12 protein-coding genes are annotated in these 18,900 nt (G+C 51.5%); all 12 read left to right on the forward strand.

The window, feature by feature from the left end:
• Positions 1–3 precede the first annotated feature (3 nt).
• The 12 genes from DCS96_RS00405 to galE all read left to right on the forward strand — a co-directional run bounded on the left by DCS96_RS00405 (position 4) and on the right by galE (position 18,350).
• Positions 4–2,010: an HAD family hydrolase gene (locus tag DCS96_RS00405; RefSeq protein WP_116472416.1), complete on the forward strand. Its 2,007-nt coding sequence runs from the start codon at positions 4–6 to the stop codon at positions 2,008–2,010.
• Between the two features lie 78 nt (positions 2,011–2,088).
• Entirely contained in the window at positions 2,089–3,153 is a 1,065-nt protein-coding gene (locus tag DCS96_RS00410; RefSeq protein ID WP_116472417.1) for a glycosyltransferase family 4 protein, read from the forward strand.
• Between the two features lie 55 nt (positions 3,154–3,208).
• Positions 3,209–4,318 carry a glycosyltransferase gene (locus DCS96_RS00415; protein ID WP_116472418.1) on the forward strand — a complete coding sequence of 370 codons (1,110 nt, stop codon included), beginning with the start codon at positions 3,209–3,211 and terminating at the stop codon, positions 4,316–4,318.
• Positions 4,319–4,335: 17 nt separating this feature from the next.
• Complete coding sequence (asnB, locus tag DCS96_RS00420; RefSeq protein ID WP_116472419.1) at positions 4,336–6,297, forward strand: asparagine synthase (glutamine-hydrolyzing); 1,962 nt, start codon at positions 4,336–4,338, stop codon at positions 6,295–6,297.
• 27 nt (positions 6,298–6,324) lie between these two features.
• A complete protein-coding gene (locus DCS96_RS00425) occupies positions 6,325–7,371 on the forward strand; it encodes an EpsG family protein (protein ID WP_269801908.1) in 1,047 nt (348 codons plus the stop codon).
• Positions 7,372–7,428: 57 nt separating this feature from the next.
• Positions 7,429–8,532, forward strand: a complete 1,104-nt coding sequence (locus DCS96_RS00430) for a glycosyltransferase family 4 protein (protein WP_116472421.1) — start codon at positions 7,429–7,431, stop codon at positions 8,530–8,532.
• 82 nt (positions 8,533–8,614) lie between these two features.
• The gene (locus DCS96_RS00435) at positions 8,615–9,886 is read left to right on the forward strand and encodes an exopolysaccharide biosynthesis polyprenyl glycosylphosphotransferase (RefSeq protein WP_232818149.1); all 1,272 of its coding nucleotides are present in this window, start codon (positions 8,615–8,617) and stop codon (positions 9,884–9,886) included.
• A 322-nt stretch (positions 9,887–10,208) separates the two neighbouring features.
• Complete coding sequence (gene pgi / locus DCS96_RS00440; protein ID WP_116472422.1) at positions 10,209–11,864, forward strand: glucose-6-phosphate isomerase; 1,656 nt, start codon at positions 10,209–10,211, stop codon at positions 11,862–11,864.
• A gap of 323 nt (positions 11,865–12,187) precedes the next feature.
• Positions 12,188–13,894, forward strand: coding sequence for a PglL family O-oligosaccharyltransferase (locus DCS96_RS00445; RefSeq protein WP_198649887.1), 1,707 nt, complete (start codon positions 12,188–12,190; stop codon positions 13,892–13,894).
• Positions 13,895–14,048: 154 nt separating this feature from the next.
• Positions 14,049–15,416, forward strand: coding sequence for a phosphohexomutase domain-containing protein (locus DCS96_RS00450; RefSeq protein ID WP_116472424.1), 1,368 nt, complete (start codon positions 14,049–14,051; stop codon positions 15,414–15,416).
• Positions 15,417–15,571: 155 nt separating this feature from the next.
• Positions 15,572–16,966, forward strand: a complete 1,395-nt coding sequence (locus tag DCS96_RS00455; RefSeq protein ID WP_116472425.1) for an MBL fold metallo-hydrolase — start codon at positions 15,572–15,574, stop codon at positions 16,964–16,966.
• A 355-nt stretch (positions 16,967–17,321) separates the two neighbouring features.
• Positions 17,322–18,350, forward strand: a complete 1,029-nt coding sequence (galE, locus tag DCS96_RS00460; RefSeq protein ID WP_116472426.1) for a UDP-glucose 4-epimerase GalE — start codon at positions 17,322–17,324, stop codon at positions 18,348–18,350.
• The last annotated feature ends 550 nt before the right edge of the window (positions 18,351–18,900 follow it).

The following is an 18,900-nucleotide window of genomic DNA, read 5'->3' on the forward strand; positions in this document are numbered from 1 at the left end:
TAAATGTTTTTTTTATTTACCTTTATTAGGCAAATCTTTTCAATTGTTCATGATTATATTGTGCTCAACAGGGTTGGCGAGAGTGTTTTGAAAAGGAAGTCTGGTGAGCCTAGTTTAAAAGTTATAAGTTTCGATTTGTTTGATACATGTATATTGAGAAAAGAAAACCTTTCCTATGAAAATCAATATAAAGTATGTAGTTTGCTTTATGATTATCTGAAGTGCAACAAAGACGCATGTGATTTAGATGAATTTATTGGAATGAGAAACTTTTTTTTTAATCTTTCAAAACCATCGATAGGTTATGAAGTCAATATTAATAAAGCTTATGAGTCACTTCTGCAGCACCTTATATTAACGGATGCCATTGCTCTAACAAGTGCTGAAGTGTCAGCCACTATTGAAAAAATGATAGATATCGAGGTTTGCCATGAAATCTCGAATTGTATTGCGAATGACAATATTTTTGATCTGATTAAAGAGATTAAAGTTAAAAATCAGCGTGTTATAGCTATTTCAGATATGTATCTACCTTTGGGGTGCATTAATAGAATACTGGATAGCATTGGGCTTTCTGATGTTTTTGATTGTGTCTATGTCTCTAGTGAAATGGAAGTTACGAAGTGTGGTGGAGAAATATTTGAAAAAGTATGTGAGCTTGAAGGTATTAAATTATGTAATTTGATGCATGTAGGTGATAACTATACCAGTGATGTTATAAAGCCGAGAAAGGCTGGGGTTAATGCGTTTTTTTATTTTGATATTAAAAATGAGCTTAAAAGAGCATGGTCATCATCTAGGAATGTATCAAGTCATGTCAAAGATAGTGCGAAATTAAAGAGGCCGGATACTGCTGAGGGGAGTATAAAGAAAACTATCACGGAGTTTATGGCTGTTTATTTTGCTGAGGTTATACGTGTAGCAAAAATAAACAAAGTGGGCAAGGTTAATTTCTGCACCAGAGATGCATCAATATTATTGGTGGTCTCAGAAAAAATTCAGAGCAAAGGTTTTTTTAATGATATCGAGTTTTCGTCCCTTTCCTTGAATAGGAGGTTATCTAGCTTTTTGAATGCCCAATACGTATGGGTTTATCGTGACTACCTTACTCTATATGAAAAGGTTGGGTTCGACTCTAAGTTTTACTCAGTTCAAGATAATGGTGCTGGTTGGGTTAAGCTAGCAGAAATTAATGGAAGTGGTTATGAATTGCTTCTTCAAGAAAGCTTCAGACCTATTTTAAATGGCTTTATTGAGCAAATTTCGTTGTTGAATAAATATTTCCATGACAAGCTTGATGATAGTGTAATTGTTGATATTGGTTATGCAGCGACAGCTTTTGAGGACTTGTATAGATATCAATTGCGTAACCAATTCAGTTGCAACAACTTTTTCATTCTTGGCGCATCATCTCAAAGAGTTTATCATACTTTACAAAAAGCTAATTCTACCTTTCCTTTGTGGCCTGGGTTCCTGCTCGATCACAGCAAGATCCCAGATTTGGCGACGTTGAGCTTCTCTTGGTTGGAATCAATTGTCTCAGATAAGCAACTTGGTCGGCTAGTTAGATATGAGTATGATAAAGGCGTTGTTCAGCCTGTGTTTGAAGAGTCAAAAGGAATAAATGATGTCAGTTTTATTGATGATATCGTTAGTAATGTAATTGATCTTTTATTGGATGATTACCTTAAAAACCCTGAAGTTAGAAAGCGCAGGATAAACAATTTAATAGATTTAGTTGGCGGTTCGGTAATATCTCCAAGCAGAAATGATGTTTTGTCAGTGATCAAACAAAGCCACAATGTTGGCGAATGTGATGAGTCTAGCTCGTCAATTGTTCGTCGCTTAAAAATACGAAACCCCATCAAGGAGGTTCGGTGTCTGATAAAGGAAGACCGCTGGGTTAGTGGGTGTTTAAAACTGTCAGGTTTGGGGAGGATGAATGGCTTTTTTTCTGCACTAATTTGTGCTGAGAAATATATAAGATCAAATATTGCTGGTGGTAGGTGATATGGTCGAAACTTAAAGAGATGCATGGGTGTTGCCATTATTTAGCTGCATGTTTTTTGATGATGTTTGAGGTGATGATTGAAAATTGTTTTTCTTGGTGGGAATTTCAATAATTCAGGTGGCACTGAACGTGTAGCGTCCGTTATCGCTAATGAGCTTTCGCGCTCTGGTCATGAAGTGGTTTTAGCGAGTATGGTTGAGGGTAATACTCCATTTTTTCCATTAGAGTCAAAGGTTAGTATAGTTTCTGTGCTTAATGGAGCAGGTCGAATCCTGTATAGAGTGCCATCCCTAATACGAGGTATAAGAAGGCTTCTAATAGAAGAAAAAGCTGATGTTTTAATCGTTGTGGAAAGTATGTCGGTATTGTATACAGCTCCTGCAACAGTTGGGCTTCCTATAAAGCATATTTGTTGGGAGCATTTTAATTATAATATCGATCTGGGTCAGAAAGGGCGGCGTTTGGCACGCCATATGGCAGCTTGGCTTTGTGATGTCGTTGTTACACTTACCGAACAAGACAAGGAATACTGGCTAAAACATACAAGACATAGGGCTCAGATTACTACAATACCCAACCCCTCTCCATTTCCTGTGAAAAATGTTTCCTTAAATACTGAAAGTAAGGTTGTATTGGCTGCAGGAAGGCTAACCTACCAAAAGGGATTCGATCTTTTACTTCTTGCTTGGAAAAAGGTTAATAACTCCTACCCAGATTGGAAGCTTCATATAGTAGGTGATGGAGAGGATAAGAATGCGTTGGAAAATTCTGCTGCTGAGTATGGTATTTCTGGTAGTGTGGAGTTTGTAGGCAACAAACAAGATATGGAAAAGTATTATCAGAAATCTGCTATTTATTGCTTGAGCTCTAGGTTTGAGGGGTTTGGCATGGTTTTGGTTGAGGCAATGTCATATGGGCTCCCAATAGTAAGCTTTAACTGTGAATTGGGACCGTCAGAAATTTTGAGCGGTACTGACTCACGCCTGATTCCAGTGGGTGATACTGACGAGCTAGCAAACTCATTAATAGAGCTGATGGCAGACGAAAAGGAAAGAGAACGGCTTTCACGCCAGAGCGAAGTAAAGGCCAAACAATATCAGCCTGATAAGATAATTGGTCAGTGGCTGGAGGTTATTGTTTAGATTTAGCTGTTTTAAATGCGATGTGTTGTGTGGTCAATGAATTAATCTTTGAGGTATGGCTGAAGTGAAGATATTGCTTGTTATAACTGGGCTGGGAGTTGGCGGGGCTGAGCGATTAGTAGCCAATATGGCTGATCAGTATGTAGCTCATGGTCATGAAGTTGTAATTGCATTTTTTCATGGGCTTGTAGAAATTCAACCCCTTGATAAACGGGTGCGTTTGGTCAATCTTGGCCTGGAAAAAACATTGCTAGGTGTATTTAAAGGGTTATTGAACCTAAGGCGCCTAATTCAAGACTATCAGCCTGATGTAGTGAACAGTCATATGCTCCATCCTAATATACTGTGCCGGTTGCTAAGGGTTGCCACACCAATGAAGCGATTGGTAAGCAGCGCACATAATACCAATGAAGGTGATAGTGTTGTTATGCTGGCCTATCGACTTACTAATGGTCTGGCTGATGCTTTTACTAATGTATCTCATGAGGCAGTTAAGACTTTTGAGAAGAAAAAAGCAGCGCCCAGCGGGCATATTGTGGCAATACCTAATGGCATAGATACAACTACCTTCATATACGATGATCAAGCCCGTAAAAAAGTGCGTAATGAGCTTTGTTTAGATGATGGTACGCCAGTTTTTCTTGCTGTAGGTCGTCTTTGGGAACAGAAAGATTACCCTAATTTACTTTCGGCTATCAGTCATCTTTCTAAGCAAGGACATAAGCCCTATGTTCTCGTCGCCGGTGATGGTCCTTTACGAAGCAAGCTCGAAGAGCAGGCCAGATCACTATCCGTAGTTGAGCAATTTCGTTTTTTGGGTGTGCGAAATGATGTGCTTGACTTGATGTCTGCCTGCGACTTTTATGTTATGTCTTCCGCTTGGGAAGGTCTGCCTATGGTAATTCTTGAAGCGATGTCCTGTCATTGCCCGATTATCTCCACTGATTGCGGTGGAGTAAGAGAGGCTATTGGTGGTTCTGGTATTTTAGTCCCGACAAGCGATTCCTTGGCTTTGGCTAATGCCTTGAAAAGGGCTTTGTCGTGGAGTAAAGAAGAGCGGGCTGAGATAGGGAAGATTGCTCGCGAGCGTGTAGTTGAGAATTACTCTCTGAACAAAACAGTAAGCCACTATTTGGACTTGTATCAATCCAAGCAACCCCTTTAAAGAAGAACATTGAAGATATGTGCGGTTTAAACGGCTTTTTCAGCTTACAGCCAATATTGGCTACAGAAGAAATTATTCTCAATATGAATGCCTCCCTCCAGCATCGAGGCCCCGATGCCGGTGATTACTGGCATGATCAAGTTGCCGGCCTAGTACTGGGACACCGGCGCCTGGCCATTCAGGATGTTTCTCCGGCCGGTGCTCAGCCCATGCACTCGACTTGTGGTCGTTATGTGCTGGTGTTTAATGGCGAAATTTACAATCACCTTAAACTGCGTGATAAGCTGGCCCGGCATGGTCATGCCGTGGCCTGGCAGGGGCATTCCGATACCGAAACCTTGCTGGCCTGTTTTGCTACCTGGGGCATTGAACACACCCTGCAGGCCACGGTAGGCATGTTTGCCATTGCCCTGTGGGACAGGAAAAACAGCGAACTGACCCTGGCCCGGGATCGTATGGGGGAAAAACCTCTTTACTACGGCTGGCAGAGAGAAACCTTTCTGTTTGGCTCTGAGCTAAAGGCGCTGAAAGCGCATCCCGCCTTTACTGCGGAAGTGGATCGCAATGCCCTGACGCTGTTGTTGCGTCATAACTATATTCCAGCGCCTCACAGTATCTACCAAGGGGTTAGTAAGCTGTTGCCGGGCCACTTTCTTACTTTGCCTCTGGGTATACCAGAGCAGGCTAAGCTAGCGCAGCCCCAGGCGTACTGGAGCTTTAATCAGGCGGTAGAGCAGGGAAAGGCCAACGCCTTTGCCGGCACCGAGCAAGAGGCTGTTAATGCCCTGCGCCAGCAGCTGAGTGGCAGTATTGGTGAACAAATGCTGTCCGATGTACCCCTAGGTGCCTTTTTAAGCGGCGGGATAGACAGCAGCACCATAGTGGCGCTGATGCAGGAGCAAAGCCGCCAACCGGTGCGCACCTTTACCATGGGGTTTGCCGAAGGTGGCTATAACGAGGCGGAGCATGCCAAGCAGGTGGCTCGCCACCTGGGCACTGAGCATACTGAGCTGTACGTTTCACCAGACGACGCCCTGAGTGTTATTCCCAAACTACCTGCAATGTATTGCGAGCCTTTTGCCGACAGTTCGCAAATTCCTACCTTTATGGTCAGTCAGCTGGCCCGGCAGCATGTTACCGTGGCGCTCAGTGGTGATGGTGGCGATGAGCTTTTTGGCGGCTATAACCGTTATCTTATGGCACGGCGAGTATGGGGCAGAATGCAAAAGCTTCCCAACCCTGCTCGCAAAGCTGCTGCCCATGGCCTGAGGGCGCTTTCCCCTAATGCATGGGACAAGCTGTTTAGCCTGGCCGGTCCTGTATTGCCGGGTAAACTGCGCCTGCGCACCCCCGGCGATAAGGCTCACAAACTGGCTGGGGTACTGGATCTAAACAATGGTGAGCAGTTTTTTCATCGTTTAACCAGCCACTGGCAGGATCCTGCCAGTGTCGTATTGGGAGCCAGTGAACCGGCTACTTTGCTTACCACCCCAGAGGCATGGCCTGAAACCGACAGCTTTGAGCACTGGATGATGGCCATGGATGCACAAACCTATATGGCCGACGATATTCTGGTGAAGGTGGACAGGGCCGCCATGGCCACCAGTCTGGAAACCCGGGTACCCATGCTGGATCACCGGGTGGTGGAGCTGGCCTGGCAAATGCCGCTGCACTACAAAATTCGTAACGGCGAGGGCAAGTGGTTGCTGCGCCAGGTGTTGTACCGCCATGTGCCTGAAGAGCTGATAGAGCGCCCTAAAATGGGTTTTGCCATCCCGCTGGATGACTGGCTGCGTGGCCCGCTGCGTGAGTGGGCTGAAGCATTACTGAATGAACAGCGTTTGGCCGAGGAAGGCTTCTTTAATGTATCTGCCATCCGGCAAATCTGGCATGAACACATTAGTGGGAAATATAACCACGCCACCCGGCTGTGGCCGGTACTGATGTTCCAGGCCTGGCTCGAAAACGAGACAAACTGAATGTTTACCTATTGGATTATGTTTTTAATGGCGGCACTGGCCGCCAGCACTGGCCGGGTCCGGCAGGTACAGGGCGAGGTGGCTCGCCACAGTGGTGCCACCTTGCCGCTTTGGTGGCTGGCCTGGCTATTGCTGGCGCTGGTGGTGGGCCTGCGTTTTGAGGTGGGGGGAGACTGGTTTAACTACTTTCGCTACATCTGGATGGTGCAATCTCAGAGCCTGGGCCAGGTGCTGGCCATGAGCGACCCCGGCTATATGCTATTTAACTGGCTTGGCGTGCAAAGTGGTTGGGGTATTTATATGGTAAACCTGCTATGTGCGCTGGTGTTTGTTGCCGGGCTAGTGGTGTTTTGCCGGGCTCAACCCCGGCCAGCACTGGCACTGGTGATCGCCATTCCCTATCTGGTGCTGGTGCTGGGCATGGGCTACACCCGCCAGGGAGTGGCACTGGGCCTGGGGATGATTGGCTTGGTGTCACTGGTTCGTGGCTCTACCCTTTGGTTTGTGTTTTGGGTGGTGCTGGCCGCTACTTTTCATAAATCGGCAGTGCTGCTTATTCCTGTTGCAGCTTTGGCTGCCTCCAAAAACAAGTACTGGACGGTAGCTTGGGTATCGGTAGCAGCCCTTTTGGCCTATGCGGTATTGTTGGAAGACGAGGTTGAAGCGCTCTACGCCAACTATGTTTTGGCGGAATACCAATCCCAAGGCGCACTTATCCGTCTGTTAATGAATGCCGTGCCAGCCGCACTGTTTTTACTTTATCGCAAGCGCTTTCGTTTTAGTTCGGAAGAACACAAGCTCTGGCTGTGGATTTCCTTGATTTCTCTGCTGATGCTGGTATTGCTGGCGGTGTCTTCCTCCTCAACAGCGGTTGATCGGGTGGCTCTCTACTTTCTTCCTTTGCAGCTGGTTATTTTCTCCCGTCTGCCTGAGGTGCTGGGAAGCTGGAGTAAAAGTAATCAATCCTGGGTGTTGTTGGTTATTGCCTACTATGGGCTGGTGCAGTTTGTGTGGCTTAATTTTGCCAATCATGCCTATGCCTGGTTGCCATATAAGTTTGCACCATTTCAGTAGAAGCGCTGGCCACTTGCATACATTTCATCGTTTACGTCATAAAGGAGTGGTCACGTTTTGAGCGAGACTATCACCCTGTCTGCCAATACTTCCTGGTATTTATATAACTTTCGTGCTTCTACCATTCGCCGGTTACAGGCTGAGGGATACCGTGTGGTTTGTCTGTCTCCGATGGATGACTACAGTCAGCGCCTGGAGTCGGATCTGGGTTGTTGTTGGTATCCGCTGGCGATGGATAATCAGGGCAGCAACCCGGTCCGCGATTTGGGTCTGGTGTACCGCCTGTGGTGTTACTACCGGCGTGAGCGCCCGGTGGCAGCGCTGCATTTCACCATCAAGAATAATGTCTATGGCACCTGGGCGGCCCGTGCTGCTGGTGTGCCGGCACTGAACAATGTGTCTGGCCTTGGAACAGCCTTTATTCGCACCGGCCCCGTTGCAGCCATTGTGCGGATGCTCTACAAAACCAGCCAGCCGCTGGCGCAGCGGGTGTTTTGCCAGAATGAAGAAGATCACCAACTGCTGGTGGATAAACGCTTGGTGCCTCGTCAGCGGCTTGAATTGCTGCCGGGATCCGGCGTTAATCTGGAACGCTTTCACCCCAATAAACGTCGTGGCCATGATGGCCCATTCCGCTTCCTCTATGCTGGCCGCATGCTCGCCGACAAGGGCCTGCATGAATTGATTGAGGCGGTGCGTGGTATTAACGCCAGGGGGCAGGTCTGCAGCCTCTGGCTTTGCGGCTTTGCCGATGTCAGCAATGTGTCTGCCATCAGTGAGTCCCAGCTGGAGCAGTGGGCCAAAGAGCCGGGCATTGAATGGCTTGGGCCGACGGACGCCATGGAAGAGGTTCTGGCGCAGGTAGATGCCATGGTGCTGCCATCCTATCGCGAAGGCATGCCCCGCAGTGTGCTGGAAGCCGGCGCCATGGGGTTGCCGGTGGTCACCACCAATGTGCCTGGTTGCCGCAACGTGGTGAGCGACGGCGTTAATGGCCTGCTGTGCGAAGCGCGCAACAGCCGCTCGCTGCAGCAGGCGATGCAAAAAATGCTGAATATGAATGCCGAGGAGCGCCAGCGTCTGGCTGATAACGGCCGCCGGCTGGTTGAAGAAAAGTTCGACGAGAACCTGGTGGTTGAGGCCACGCTGAGGGCGATTTGAAGCGAGCAGTGTCAGCTGCCTGGCACTGGGATAAAAAGATATTAAAACCTGATGATAACCAATAAGAAAGGAGAGCACTCTCGTGGATAAGGTGATCCGTTTACGGGGTTCGATGTGGAGAGGGCAGTGGTTGCAAAAGTGGCCCATTCGCTTTTTGCTGGGCACTTTACTCGTTCTGGGAGGGCCTGCTTTGCTGGTGTGGGGCCCTGGATTTGTTATGGAACTGGACAGCTGGCGGCTTAACAGCCTTACAGGCGCAGCGCTGGCTTATGCCATCAGCTTTTTAACTCTTCGAAAATTGTTGAGTTTTCCAGGCTCCAGTTCAGCCAGCTATATTCTGCCAACCCTGCTTATATATTACAGTATGCTGGCATTGCTGTTTTGGGCCTTCCGTATGGACTACTCGGTGTATTACCTGAGTTATGCGTTGGGGCTGAATATTCTGTTCAGCTTTGGCTGTTATTTTACGGTGGTACGTCACATTCGTCAGCGGCTGGCGCTGGTGCCCATGGGTAAGGCGAAGAACATGGAAAAGCTACCTGGCGCTCACTGGTTGCGGCTTGAAGGCCCTAGGCTAAGTGGTGAGCGGGTAGATGCGGTGGTAGCCGATTTGCACGCAGACATTCCCAATGAATGGGAGCGATTTCTGGCCCGTTGCACACTGGCAGGTGTGCCCGTTTATCATTACAAGCACATTCGCGAGTCGCTTACCGGCAAGGTGAAGGTAGAACACTTGTCCGAAAATGAGTTTGGTTCGCTGCAACCCTCATTGATTTATTCCATCTTTAAGCGACTGGTTGATTTGGCGATGTCGTTGCTCATGTTGCCCTTGTTGCTGCCGGTGCTGGGTCTGGTATCTCTGTGGATTAAAAAAGATAGCGATGGTCCGGCCTTGTTTATTCAGGAGCGAATGGGTTACCGGGGAGAGCTGTTTCGGGTATACAAATTTCGTAGTATGTATATTGATCGTGAAGGTAGTGGCTTTACCGAAGGCGAAAATGATCCACGTATTACTCCTGTAGGAAAAATCATCCGTAAATACCGGATTGATGAGTTGCCACAAATTTTTAATGTAATCAAGGGCGATATGAGCTTTATTGGTCCAAGGCCTGAGTCTCGCTCTCTTTCTGAATGGTATGAGCGTGATGTACCTTTTTTCAGCTACCGGCACATAGTGCGCCCCGGTATTTCGGGTTGGGCTCAGGTAGAGCAGGGTTACGCCGCCGAGGTAGACGGCATGAAGGAAAAGCTTGAATACGATTTTTACTACATTAAAAACTTTACCCTGTGGCTGGATGCTCTGATTGTTTATAAAACTATCCGAACCCTGCTAACCGGCTTTGGGGCTAGGTAGGGTTAGGTCAGCGGATCACTATACGAAATGATATGTCGGTAGGGCAGCATTTATTTTGTTGGTAGCTTAGCAGGTTTGAAACCTGTTCTAAAAAGATATGCGGAATCTACGGGTGAGCTACCGGCAAGATGATGGATGTGAAAGGGTCGCTATAGCGTCTTTCGTCAAGTCGATATGACGATGATTGGACGGGAAAAAGATAAGTATGTGACATTTCAGCGTAGAAAAAGAGTACAGGATAATTTGTGGAAAATCAGGAATAGGCGTTTCATGATTTTGTCTTGGAATAGCGACATTATTAATAATAAATTATGGGATTGGAATGAAATCTTTGCACCAGCAGTCACGGATTGTAGCGTTACAGGAGCTCAGGCTTCGTGAAAAGGCAGTGGGTCTGAGCCAGCGTTTTGCCGATGACCCTGCACGGTTCGAACGTTTTTGTTTTTCATTTGGTCAACACATGCGAGTGGATTTGTCTCGTCAGCACTGGTCTGCCGACGTGCTGGCCATGTTGTGCGATCTGGCGCGAGACATGGAGCTGCTGCCGGCCATAGAGGCCTTGTTCGGCAACAATCTGTTTAACCATTCCGAAGAACGAGCTGTGTTGCACACTGCGTTACGTATGCCAGAGGGGGCGATTGCCGAGCTGAACGGGTTGAATGTGGTGCCGCGGGTTCATGAGGAACTGGCCCGGCTACGGGTTTTCTGTGAGCGGGTGCATGCCGGTGACTGGCGCGGCTTTGGCGGCCAACCCATTACTGATGTGGTCAACATCGGTATCGGTGGCTCCGACTTGGGGCCGGCCATGGTGGTCGAGGCCCTGGCGCCCTATCAGGACAAGGGAATTCGGGCACACTTTGTGTCTAATATGGACGGTGCCCAGCTGGTCTCGGTACTGGCAGAGGTGGAGCCGGCCCGTACCTTGTTTGTGGTATCTTCCAAAACCTTTACCACCGACGAAACAATGACCAACGCCCATGCCGCCAGGGCCTGGCTGCTGGCGGCATGTGGTGATCGGGAGCAGGTTAAAAAGCATTTTGTGGCGGTATCGACCAATGCTTCTGCGGTGCAGGCGTTTGGCATTGACCCCGAGCATATGTTCGAATTTTGGAGCTGGGTGGGCGGGCGCTTTTCGCTGTGGTCCGCCATCGGCCTGCCTATTGCACTTGCTCTTGGATTTGATCGATTTGAGCAGTTGCTGGCGGGTGCCCACGAGATGGATCAACATCTGAGAGAGACCCCCTTTGAGCGTAATATTCCTGTATTACTTGCGCTGCTTAGTATCTGGAATATCAATGTGCTGGGCCTGAGTAGCGAAGGGGTATTTCCTTACAGTCATCACTTGAAGCGTTTTCCGGCCTATCTGCAGCAGCTGAATATGGAGTCTAATGGTAAGAGTGTAGATAGCTGTGGCAGGCCGATAACCTATAGTACCGGCCCCTTGGTATGGGGAGAGGTGGGTACTAATGGCCAGCATGCGTTTTTTCAGCTGCTGCACCAGGGCAGCCTGGTCGTGCCGGCTGATTTTATCGGTTTTGCTCGAACCTCTTATCCGTATCCTGAGCATCAACGTAAATTGTTGGCCAACATGCTGGCCCAGGCCCAGGCACTGGCTTTTGGTAAAACTAGGCAGCAGGTAGAAGCTGAGCTTGAAGCTGAAGGGCTGAGTGCAGAAGAAATTGCACGGCTGGCACCCTACAAAACGATGGAAGGTAACCGCCCCAGCACGACCATACTGTGTGATGAGCTGAATCCTTATAACCTGGGCGCCCTGATTGCCATGTATGAACACAAGACCTTTGTGCAGGGGGTATTGTGGAACATCAACAGTTTTGATCAATGGGGGGTGGAGTTGGGGAAAAAGCTGGCAGCTCAACTTGTTGATGAACTGGCCGGCATTGGTAACGGGCAACAAGATTCAGCCACTCAGGGGCTTTTGCAGCAGATCGCCAGCTGGCAGGTGAAGTGTAAAGAGTAATATAGGTTGCCATTAGTGTGGGTGGGTTGGCCTCGCGCGATGATATCTGATGATGTTTGATGGCCTTACGGCCATATCGCCGCGAGGTCGCGCCTTCCACAAGGTTCTCTGCCGGGTTTAGGCTTTGCTGTGGGAGCGTCGACCCCGGCGCGATGATATTCGAAGGATATTTGTTGGCCTTAGGCCATATCACCGCGGGTGCGCGCCTCCACCGAGGGCTGTTCTCTATTTTATAAGGTGCTATGCGTGTGTTAGCGGTTGGTTCTTCCCGTTGGATGCTGGCTCTTTTCGGCCTGCTTTGCCTGTTAGGCCAGCATATTTTTATGCACCACCTGGGAGGGGTGGGGTTGGCATTACCCTTTAACGCCGTTACCTGGTTGTTTATTGGGGCCATGCTGGCCGCGGGGGCCTTTGCGTTGCGGCCCATGCTGGTGAGTTCCGATTTTTGGTGGTTTTTATTGTTGGGGGCAGCCATATTGTGGCTGCCCTTTTTTTATGCTCACGCCGAACCCACTCGGGTACAGGCATTACCGCGTTTGCTGGGGTTGAGCGGAGGCGTGCTGTTTTATCTGGTGTTGCAGCAATGCCGGTTTAATGCCTCGCAACGGCGTTTGTTGCTGTGCCTGCTGCTGGGGCTGGCAACCCTGCAGATGCTGTTTGGCCTGGTGCAGTTTTTTTTGCTGCCGGCGGACAACTGGTTTCGATTTAATACCCGGGTACGCTTGCCTTACGGCATTTTTATGCAGCGCAATGTGATGTCCAGTTTTGTGGGCAGCGGTGTGGTGCTGGCCTTGTATCTGCTGGTGGTCATGCGCGCCGGTCGGGCCCGGTGGCTGATGTGGCTGTGGTGTGTGCTGGTTGCGGTAATGGGCATTGTGCTGGTGGTGCTGTTGCAAAGCCGGGCCGGGTTATATGGCCTGCTGGCCGGTTTGCTGCTGTTGTTGCCGGTGTGCTGGTTGCGTTTGAGTACCTGGCCGCAACGCTGGCTGCTGGTTGGTATGGTGCTGCTTGGGGCCTGTGCCGGAATAGTGCTGTTACTGCAGAGCGATGCCTATAAACGCACCTTGGAGGTGTATGGTGAGCTGGGTGTGCGGTATGAGATCTGGGCGACGACTCTGAGCATGATTGTTCGCCATCTTTGGCTGGGCGTGGGCTATGGCGGTTTCGAGCCGGCCTATTATGCCGAGGCAGCCCGTTTGCTAGCGGCCGGAGGGCCAATACCGCAGATGCCTGGCGGCCTGCACCATCCCCATAACGAGGTGCTGCTGTGGCTGGCCGAAGGCGGTGCTATTACCCTGTTGGCTTTCATGCTGCTGGCCCTGGGGCTGTGCCGTTTATTGCTCCATCTGCCCTGGAGTGAACGGCTGGCGCTGTTGGCCCTGATCTTGCCCTTGATGGGCCACTTGATGTCGGAATATCCGCTGGGTCACTCCAGTGTGCATTGGCTGTGGCTGCTGGTGGTGCTGTGGTTTTTCGACAGCGAATATGGCCGGGGGCGATTGTACTATCGGTTGCCTGCCTGGCCCGGAAGAGCCTTGTTGCTCACGGTGGGCCTGGTGACCATGTTCTATATGGCCACCGGGCTGCAAACTACCTGGCAACTGACTCACTTTGAACGAGAGCGATTTGCCAATGAAGAGCGACTAACGGCAGTGTGGAACCCCTGGTTTTGGCAAGACAGGCGCGAACTGTATCAGCACAGTGCGGAACTAGAGGCGGCATTGGCGGAAGGCGACCAGTCCGGATTACAGGCCTATCTGGCCTGGTCAACACCCATGATTGCCCGCCTGCCGAGGAGCAGCCTGCTGCACAACCACCTGGTGGCGTTACTGGCTCTGGGTAGGGAGCAAGAGGCACAAACCCTGGCGGAGCGGTTGCGGCTGGAGTATCCCCATGCCCGGCAGTTTTCCGTTGTGTCATTGGCCGCCATCAAGGCAAGGCTGGCGGCAGGAGAGGCTTTGAAGGTGCACCGGCACTTGTCCGAGCCGGTGGGCAGTGCTACCTATTATCAGAATTGGTATTTTGAGTAATACTCAAATCAGTCACTGAAGGCGATACAACCGGTCATGCATTAATCGTGACTTACTTACCTTCTCGGTAGACAAACTGGCTCTCAAGCAGTGGTACAGCTATTAATATCATGGTCGCAGGGGCTGTGGTTTCCACTTGTTCAAGAGGTATTCAATGCAACTCCTGAGCTGTTTCAAGGCCTACGATATTCGTGGGCGGCTGGGTGATGAACTGAACGAAGACATTGCTTATCGCATTGGTCGGGCTTACGGCGAGGTCCTCAGGCCCAAAACCGTGGTGGTGGGGGGCGATATTCGGCTCACCAGTGAGGCGTTGAAACTGGCCGTGACCAATGGATTGGCCGATGCGGGCGCCGATGTACTCGATCTGGGCATGACAGGTACCGAGGAGGTATATTTCGCCACCTTCCACCTGGGGATGGACGGCGGTATTGAAGTGACCGCATCCCACAATCCTATCGACTACAACGGCATGAAGCTGGTGCGTGAAGGTAGTAGGCCCATTTCCGGCGATAGCGGCCTGAAAAACATCCAGCGGCTGGCAGAAAGCCAGGCATGGGGAGAGGTGGTGAAGCGGGGCAGTATCAAGCCGATAAGACTTAAAGCCGAGTATGCACGGCATATGGTGTCTTACATCAACCCTGGCCGGCTCAGGCCACTGAAGCTGGTGGTGAATGCCGGCAATGGCGCCGCCGGGCCGGCGCTGGATGCCATTGCGCGGGAGCTGAGTTCACTGGGGGTGGCCTTTGAGTTTATCAGGGTGCACCATCAGCCTGACGGCCACTTTCCTCACGGTATTCCCAACCCCTTGCTGCCCGAGAACCGCGTTGTTACACGTGATGCGGTGCTAGCCCATGGCGCCGACATGGGCATTGCCTGGGATGGTGACTTCGATCGCTGTTTTTTGTTCGACGAACAGGGCAACTTCATTGAGGGCTATTATATCGTCGGCCTGCTGGCTGAGGCGTTTTTGCAAAATCAGCCCGGTGGCCGAATCATTCACGATCCGCGCCTGATCTGGAATACCATCGATGTGGTTACCCGGGCCGGTGGGGTGCCGGTGCAGTCCAAAACCGGCCATGCCTTTATTAAGGAGCGGATGCGTCTTGAGGATGCCGTCTATGGCGGGGAAATGAGTGCGCACCATTACTTTCGTGATTTTGCCTACTGCGATAGCGGCATGATCCCCTGGCTGTTGGTGGCCGAGCTGATGTGTGTTAGTGGCAAAGCGCTGTCACAACTGCTAGCCGAGCGCATGGCGGCGTACCCTTCTTCCGGCGAAATCAACAGCAAGCTGCCCGATGCCAAGGCGACCATTGCGCGGGTGCAAGAGGCTTATCAGCCCCATGTGCTATCGGTGGATACCACAGACGGCATCAGCCTGGATATGGGCGACTGGCGGTTTAATCTGCGTAGTTCCAACACCGAGCCGGTGGTGCGATTGAATGTGGAAAGCCGTCATGATGTTGAGTTGATGCAGCAAAAGACCAAGGAACTGCTTTTATTATTAAGAGGCTCATAAGCGAAATATTGGTCAGGGTTGCTATGTGCATAGGCCGATTCCGGCGTGATGATCTTCTGGTTTTATTAGCCCGGTGCTGTGAGTCAGCACCGGGCTTTTTTGTTTCTGGTGAACTAAATTGGAGTTGTTTGAGTTCAGTTCTGGCCGGAGGTGGCATGAATAACGGCAGGATCGAGGTGTTGCATCACGGGGCGGTGAAGGGGGTGACTGGCTCCTGTCATGAACTGCGGCTGGACGGGGCCGGCATTCTTATCGATTGTGGCCTGTTTCAGGGTACGGAGCGGCGGGACGATCTGACCATCGATTTTGAGATCGGTCATATCAGGGCGCTGGTGGTAACTCATGTGCATATCGACCATGTGGGGCGCATCCCCTATTTGCTGGGCGCCGGTTTCAAGGGGCCGGTAATCTGTTCGGAGCCATCGGCCCTGCTGTTGCCAGCCATGCTGGAGGATGCGCTTAAAATCGGCTTTACCCGCGATAAAAAACTGATCAATCGGGTGTTGAAGGTACTCAGATCACGGCTGGTGCCGTTGCCCTATAACCAGTGGCATCGGGTGGCGGGAACCGATATGAAGGTTCGCCTGCAGCGGGCCGGGCATATTCTGGGCTCGGCCTATGTGGAATGCCAGGCCGGGGATGAGCGGTCGGTGTTCAGCGGCGATCTGGGTGCACCTTATTCCCCGTTGTTGATGTCGCCTGTGCCACCCGAGCGGTGCGATATGCTGGTGCTGGAAAGCACCTACGGCGACAGAGATCACGAAAGCAGGCGAGATCGGCGTCTGCGGCTGAAGGATGCCATTGAGCATGCGCTGGCCGATGGCGGTACCTTGCTGATCCCGGCATTCAGCCTGGGGCGCACCCAGGATCTGCTGTATGAAATTGAAAGCCTGATTGCCGAGTTCGGCAGCCAGGCTGCGGCCCCCGATTTGCCCTGGAACGAGTTGGAGATAGTAGTTGACTCGCCCCTGGCTGCCAATTTTACCTCCCTGTACCGCAAGCTTAAGCCGTTTTGGAATGCCGAGGCGAAAGCGCGGCTGGCCGAGGGGCGCCATCCGCTGTCATTTGAGCAATTAACGGTGATCAACAGCCACCGGGATCATCTGAACGCGGTGAATTATCTGGCCCGCTCGCACCGGCCCTGCGTCGTGTTGGCGGGATCGGGCATGTGCGCCGGGGGCCGGGTGGTCAACTACCTGAAAGCGCTGCTTGGTGATGCCCGCAATGATGTGTTGTTTGTGGGCTACCAGGCCGAGGGCACACCTGGGCGGGATATTCTGGAATACGGTGCCCATTACGGTTCTGGGTCCACTTCGGGTGGCGGCTGGGTAGAGCTGGATGGCGAGCGCTATCCAATTCGCGCCCAGGTACATCAGGTGAGCGGTTACTCGGCTCATGCGGGACGGCAGGATCTGATAAATTTTGCCACCGGCATTACCCCTGCACCGGCACAAATTCGGCTGATCCACGGCGATGCGCCGGCCAAACAGGCGCTGAAGGCGGATCTTGAAGGTGTATTGCCCAATACCGAGGTGGTGATAGCCCACTAGTGTGGCAGGGTGATTGAAGATAGGGGGGGAGTGGAAATGTCGGACTTGGTGGGGGGCACCCCTGGCACGATGATATATGGATGATATTTGATGGCCTTACGGCCAACTCGCCGCGGGGGCGCGCCTCCCACAGGATCACTGCCGTGTTCTGATATTGCTGTAGGAGGGCGCCCGGCGTGATGGTATGTGCTGATATTTGATGGCTTTGTGGGAGGGGCGACCTCGGCGGGATGGTTTGTGGTAGGATTCAATCGGTTTGGGGCCTACCAGCTATATCGCCGCAGGGTCACGCCTCCCACAAGGGGCTCAGCGGTTTCTTTTTATCATTTAATAATTTGAGCAAGCGGGAGTGATAATGACGATTTTGGTGACCGGTGGCGCCGGTTATATTGGTTCTCATACCCTGGTCGAGCTGCTGAATAGCGGTGAACAGGTGGTGGTGCTGGATAATTTAAGCAACTCGTCGCCCGAGTCGCTGAAGCGGGTTGAGCGGATCACCGGCAAGGAAGTGAGCTTTGTGGCCGGCGATATTCGCGACCGAGGTCTGCTGCAGTGTATTTTTGCCGAGTATGCCATTGAGGCCGTGGTACATTTTGCCGGGCTCAAGGCGGTGGGCGAAAGTGTGCAAAAGCCGCTGGATTACTACGACAACAACATCAACGGCACCCTGGTGCTGCTGGACGAAATGCGCAGGGCCGGGGTGTTCCGACTGGTGTTCAGCTCATCCGCCACCGTGTATGGCGAGCCGGAAGCCATGCCCATCAACGAGGACTTTGCTGTCGGCGGAACGACCAATCCCTACGGCACCTCCAAGTTTATGGTGGAACAAATTCTTAAGGACCTGGCACAGTCAGATGAGCGCTGGCGTATTGCGGTGCTGCGTTATTTTAATCCTGTGGGCGCCCATATTTCCGGGCTGATAGGGGAGAACCCCAACGGTATTCCCAACAATCTGTTGCCTTATATTGCCCAGGTAGCGGTGGGCCGGCTGGATAAGTTGAGGGTGTTCGGCAGCGACTACCCCACTAAAGATGGCACTGGTGTGCGCGATTATATCCATGTGGTTGACCTGGCCCTGGGGCATCTGAAGGCGCTTGATAAGCTGGCCAGTGCCTCCGGCTGGCTGGTGTATAACCTGGGCACCGGCAAAGGCTATTCGGTGCTGGAAATGGTTGCGGCGTTTGAGCAGGCCTCGGGCAGGCCGGTGCCCTATGAGCTGGTGGACCGGCGACCGGGCGATATTGCCGAGTGTTATGCCGAACCGTCCAGGGCGGCGGCTGAGCTAGGCTGGCGAGCGGAGCGCGGTCTTGCCGAGATGATGATGGATACCTGGCGCTGGCAGGCAGAAAATCCGCTGGGTTACGGAAACAGCGGCGATTTGTAGGAGGAGCGGCCCAGGCCATAACTCCTGCCAACTCATCGCGCCGATTTAGCTTCAAGGCCATTAAATATCCTTCGGATATTATCGCGCCGGGGTCGACGCTCCCACAGTAAAGTCCAAATTCGGTAGATGCCCTTGTGGGAGGCGCGACCCCGCGGCGATATGACCGGCAGGCCATAGAAAATAGCAAACCCGGCCCAGGCTAAACCCCTGCTAACTCATCGCGCCGGGGTCGACGCTCCCACAGTAAAGTCCAAATTCGGTAGATGCCCTTGTAGGAGGCCCGACCCCGCGGCGATATGGCCGGCAGGCCATAAAAAATAGCAAACCCGGCCCAGGCTAAACCCCTGCTAACTCATCGCGCCGGGGTCGACGCTCCCACAGTAAAGTCCAAATTCGGTAGATGTCCTTGTAGGAGGCCCGACCCCGCGGCGATATGGCCGGCAGGCCATAAAAAATAGCAAACCCGGCCCAGGCTAAACCCCTGCTAACTCATCGCGCCGGTTTGGCTTCAAGGCCATTAAATATCCTTCGGATATTATCGCGCCGGGGT

Source organism: Zobellella maritima (genome assembly GCF_003075035.1).
GTDB lineage: Bacteria > Pseudomonadota > Gammaproteobacteria > Enterobacterales > Aeromonadaceae > Oceanimonas > Oceanimonas maritima.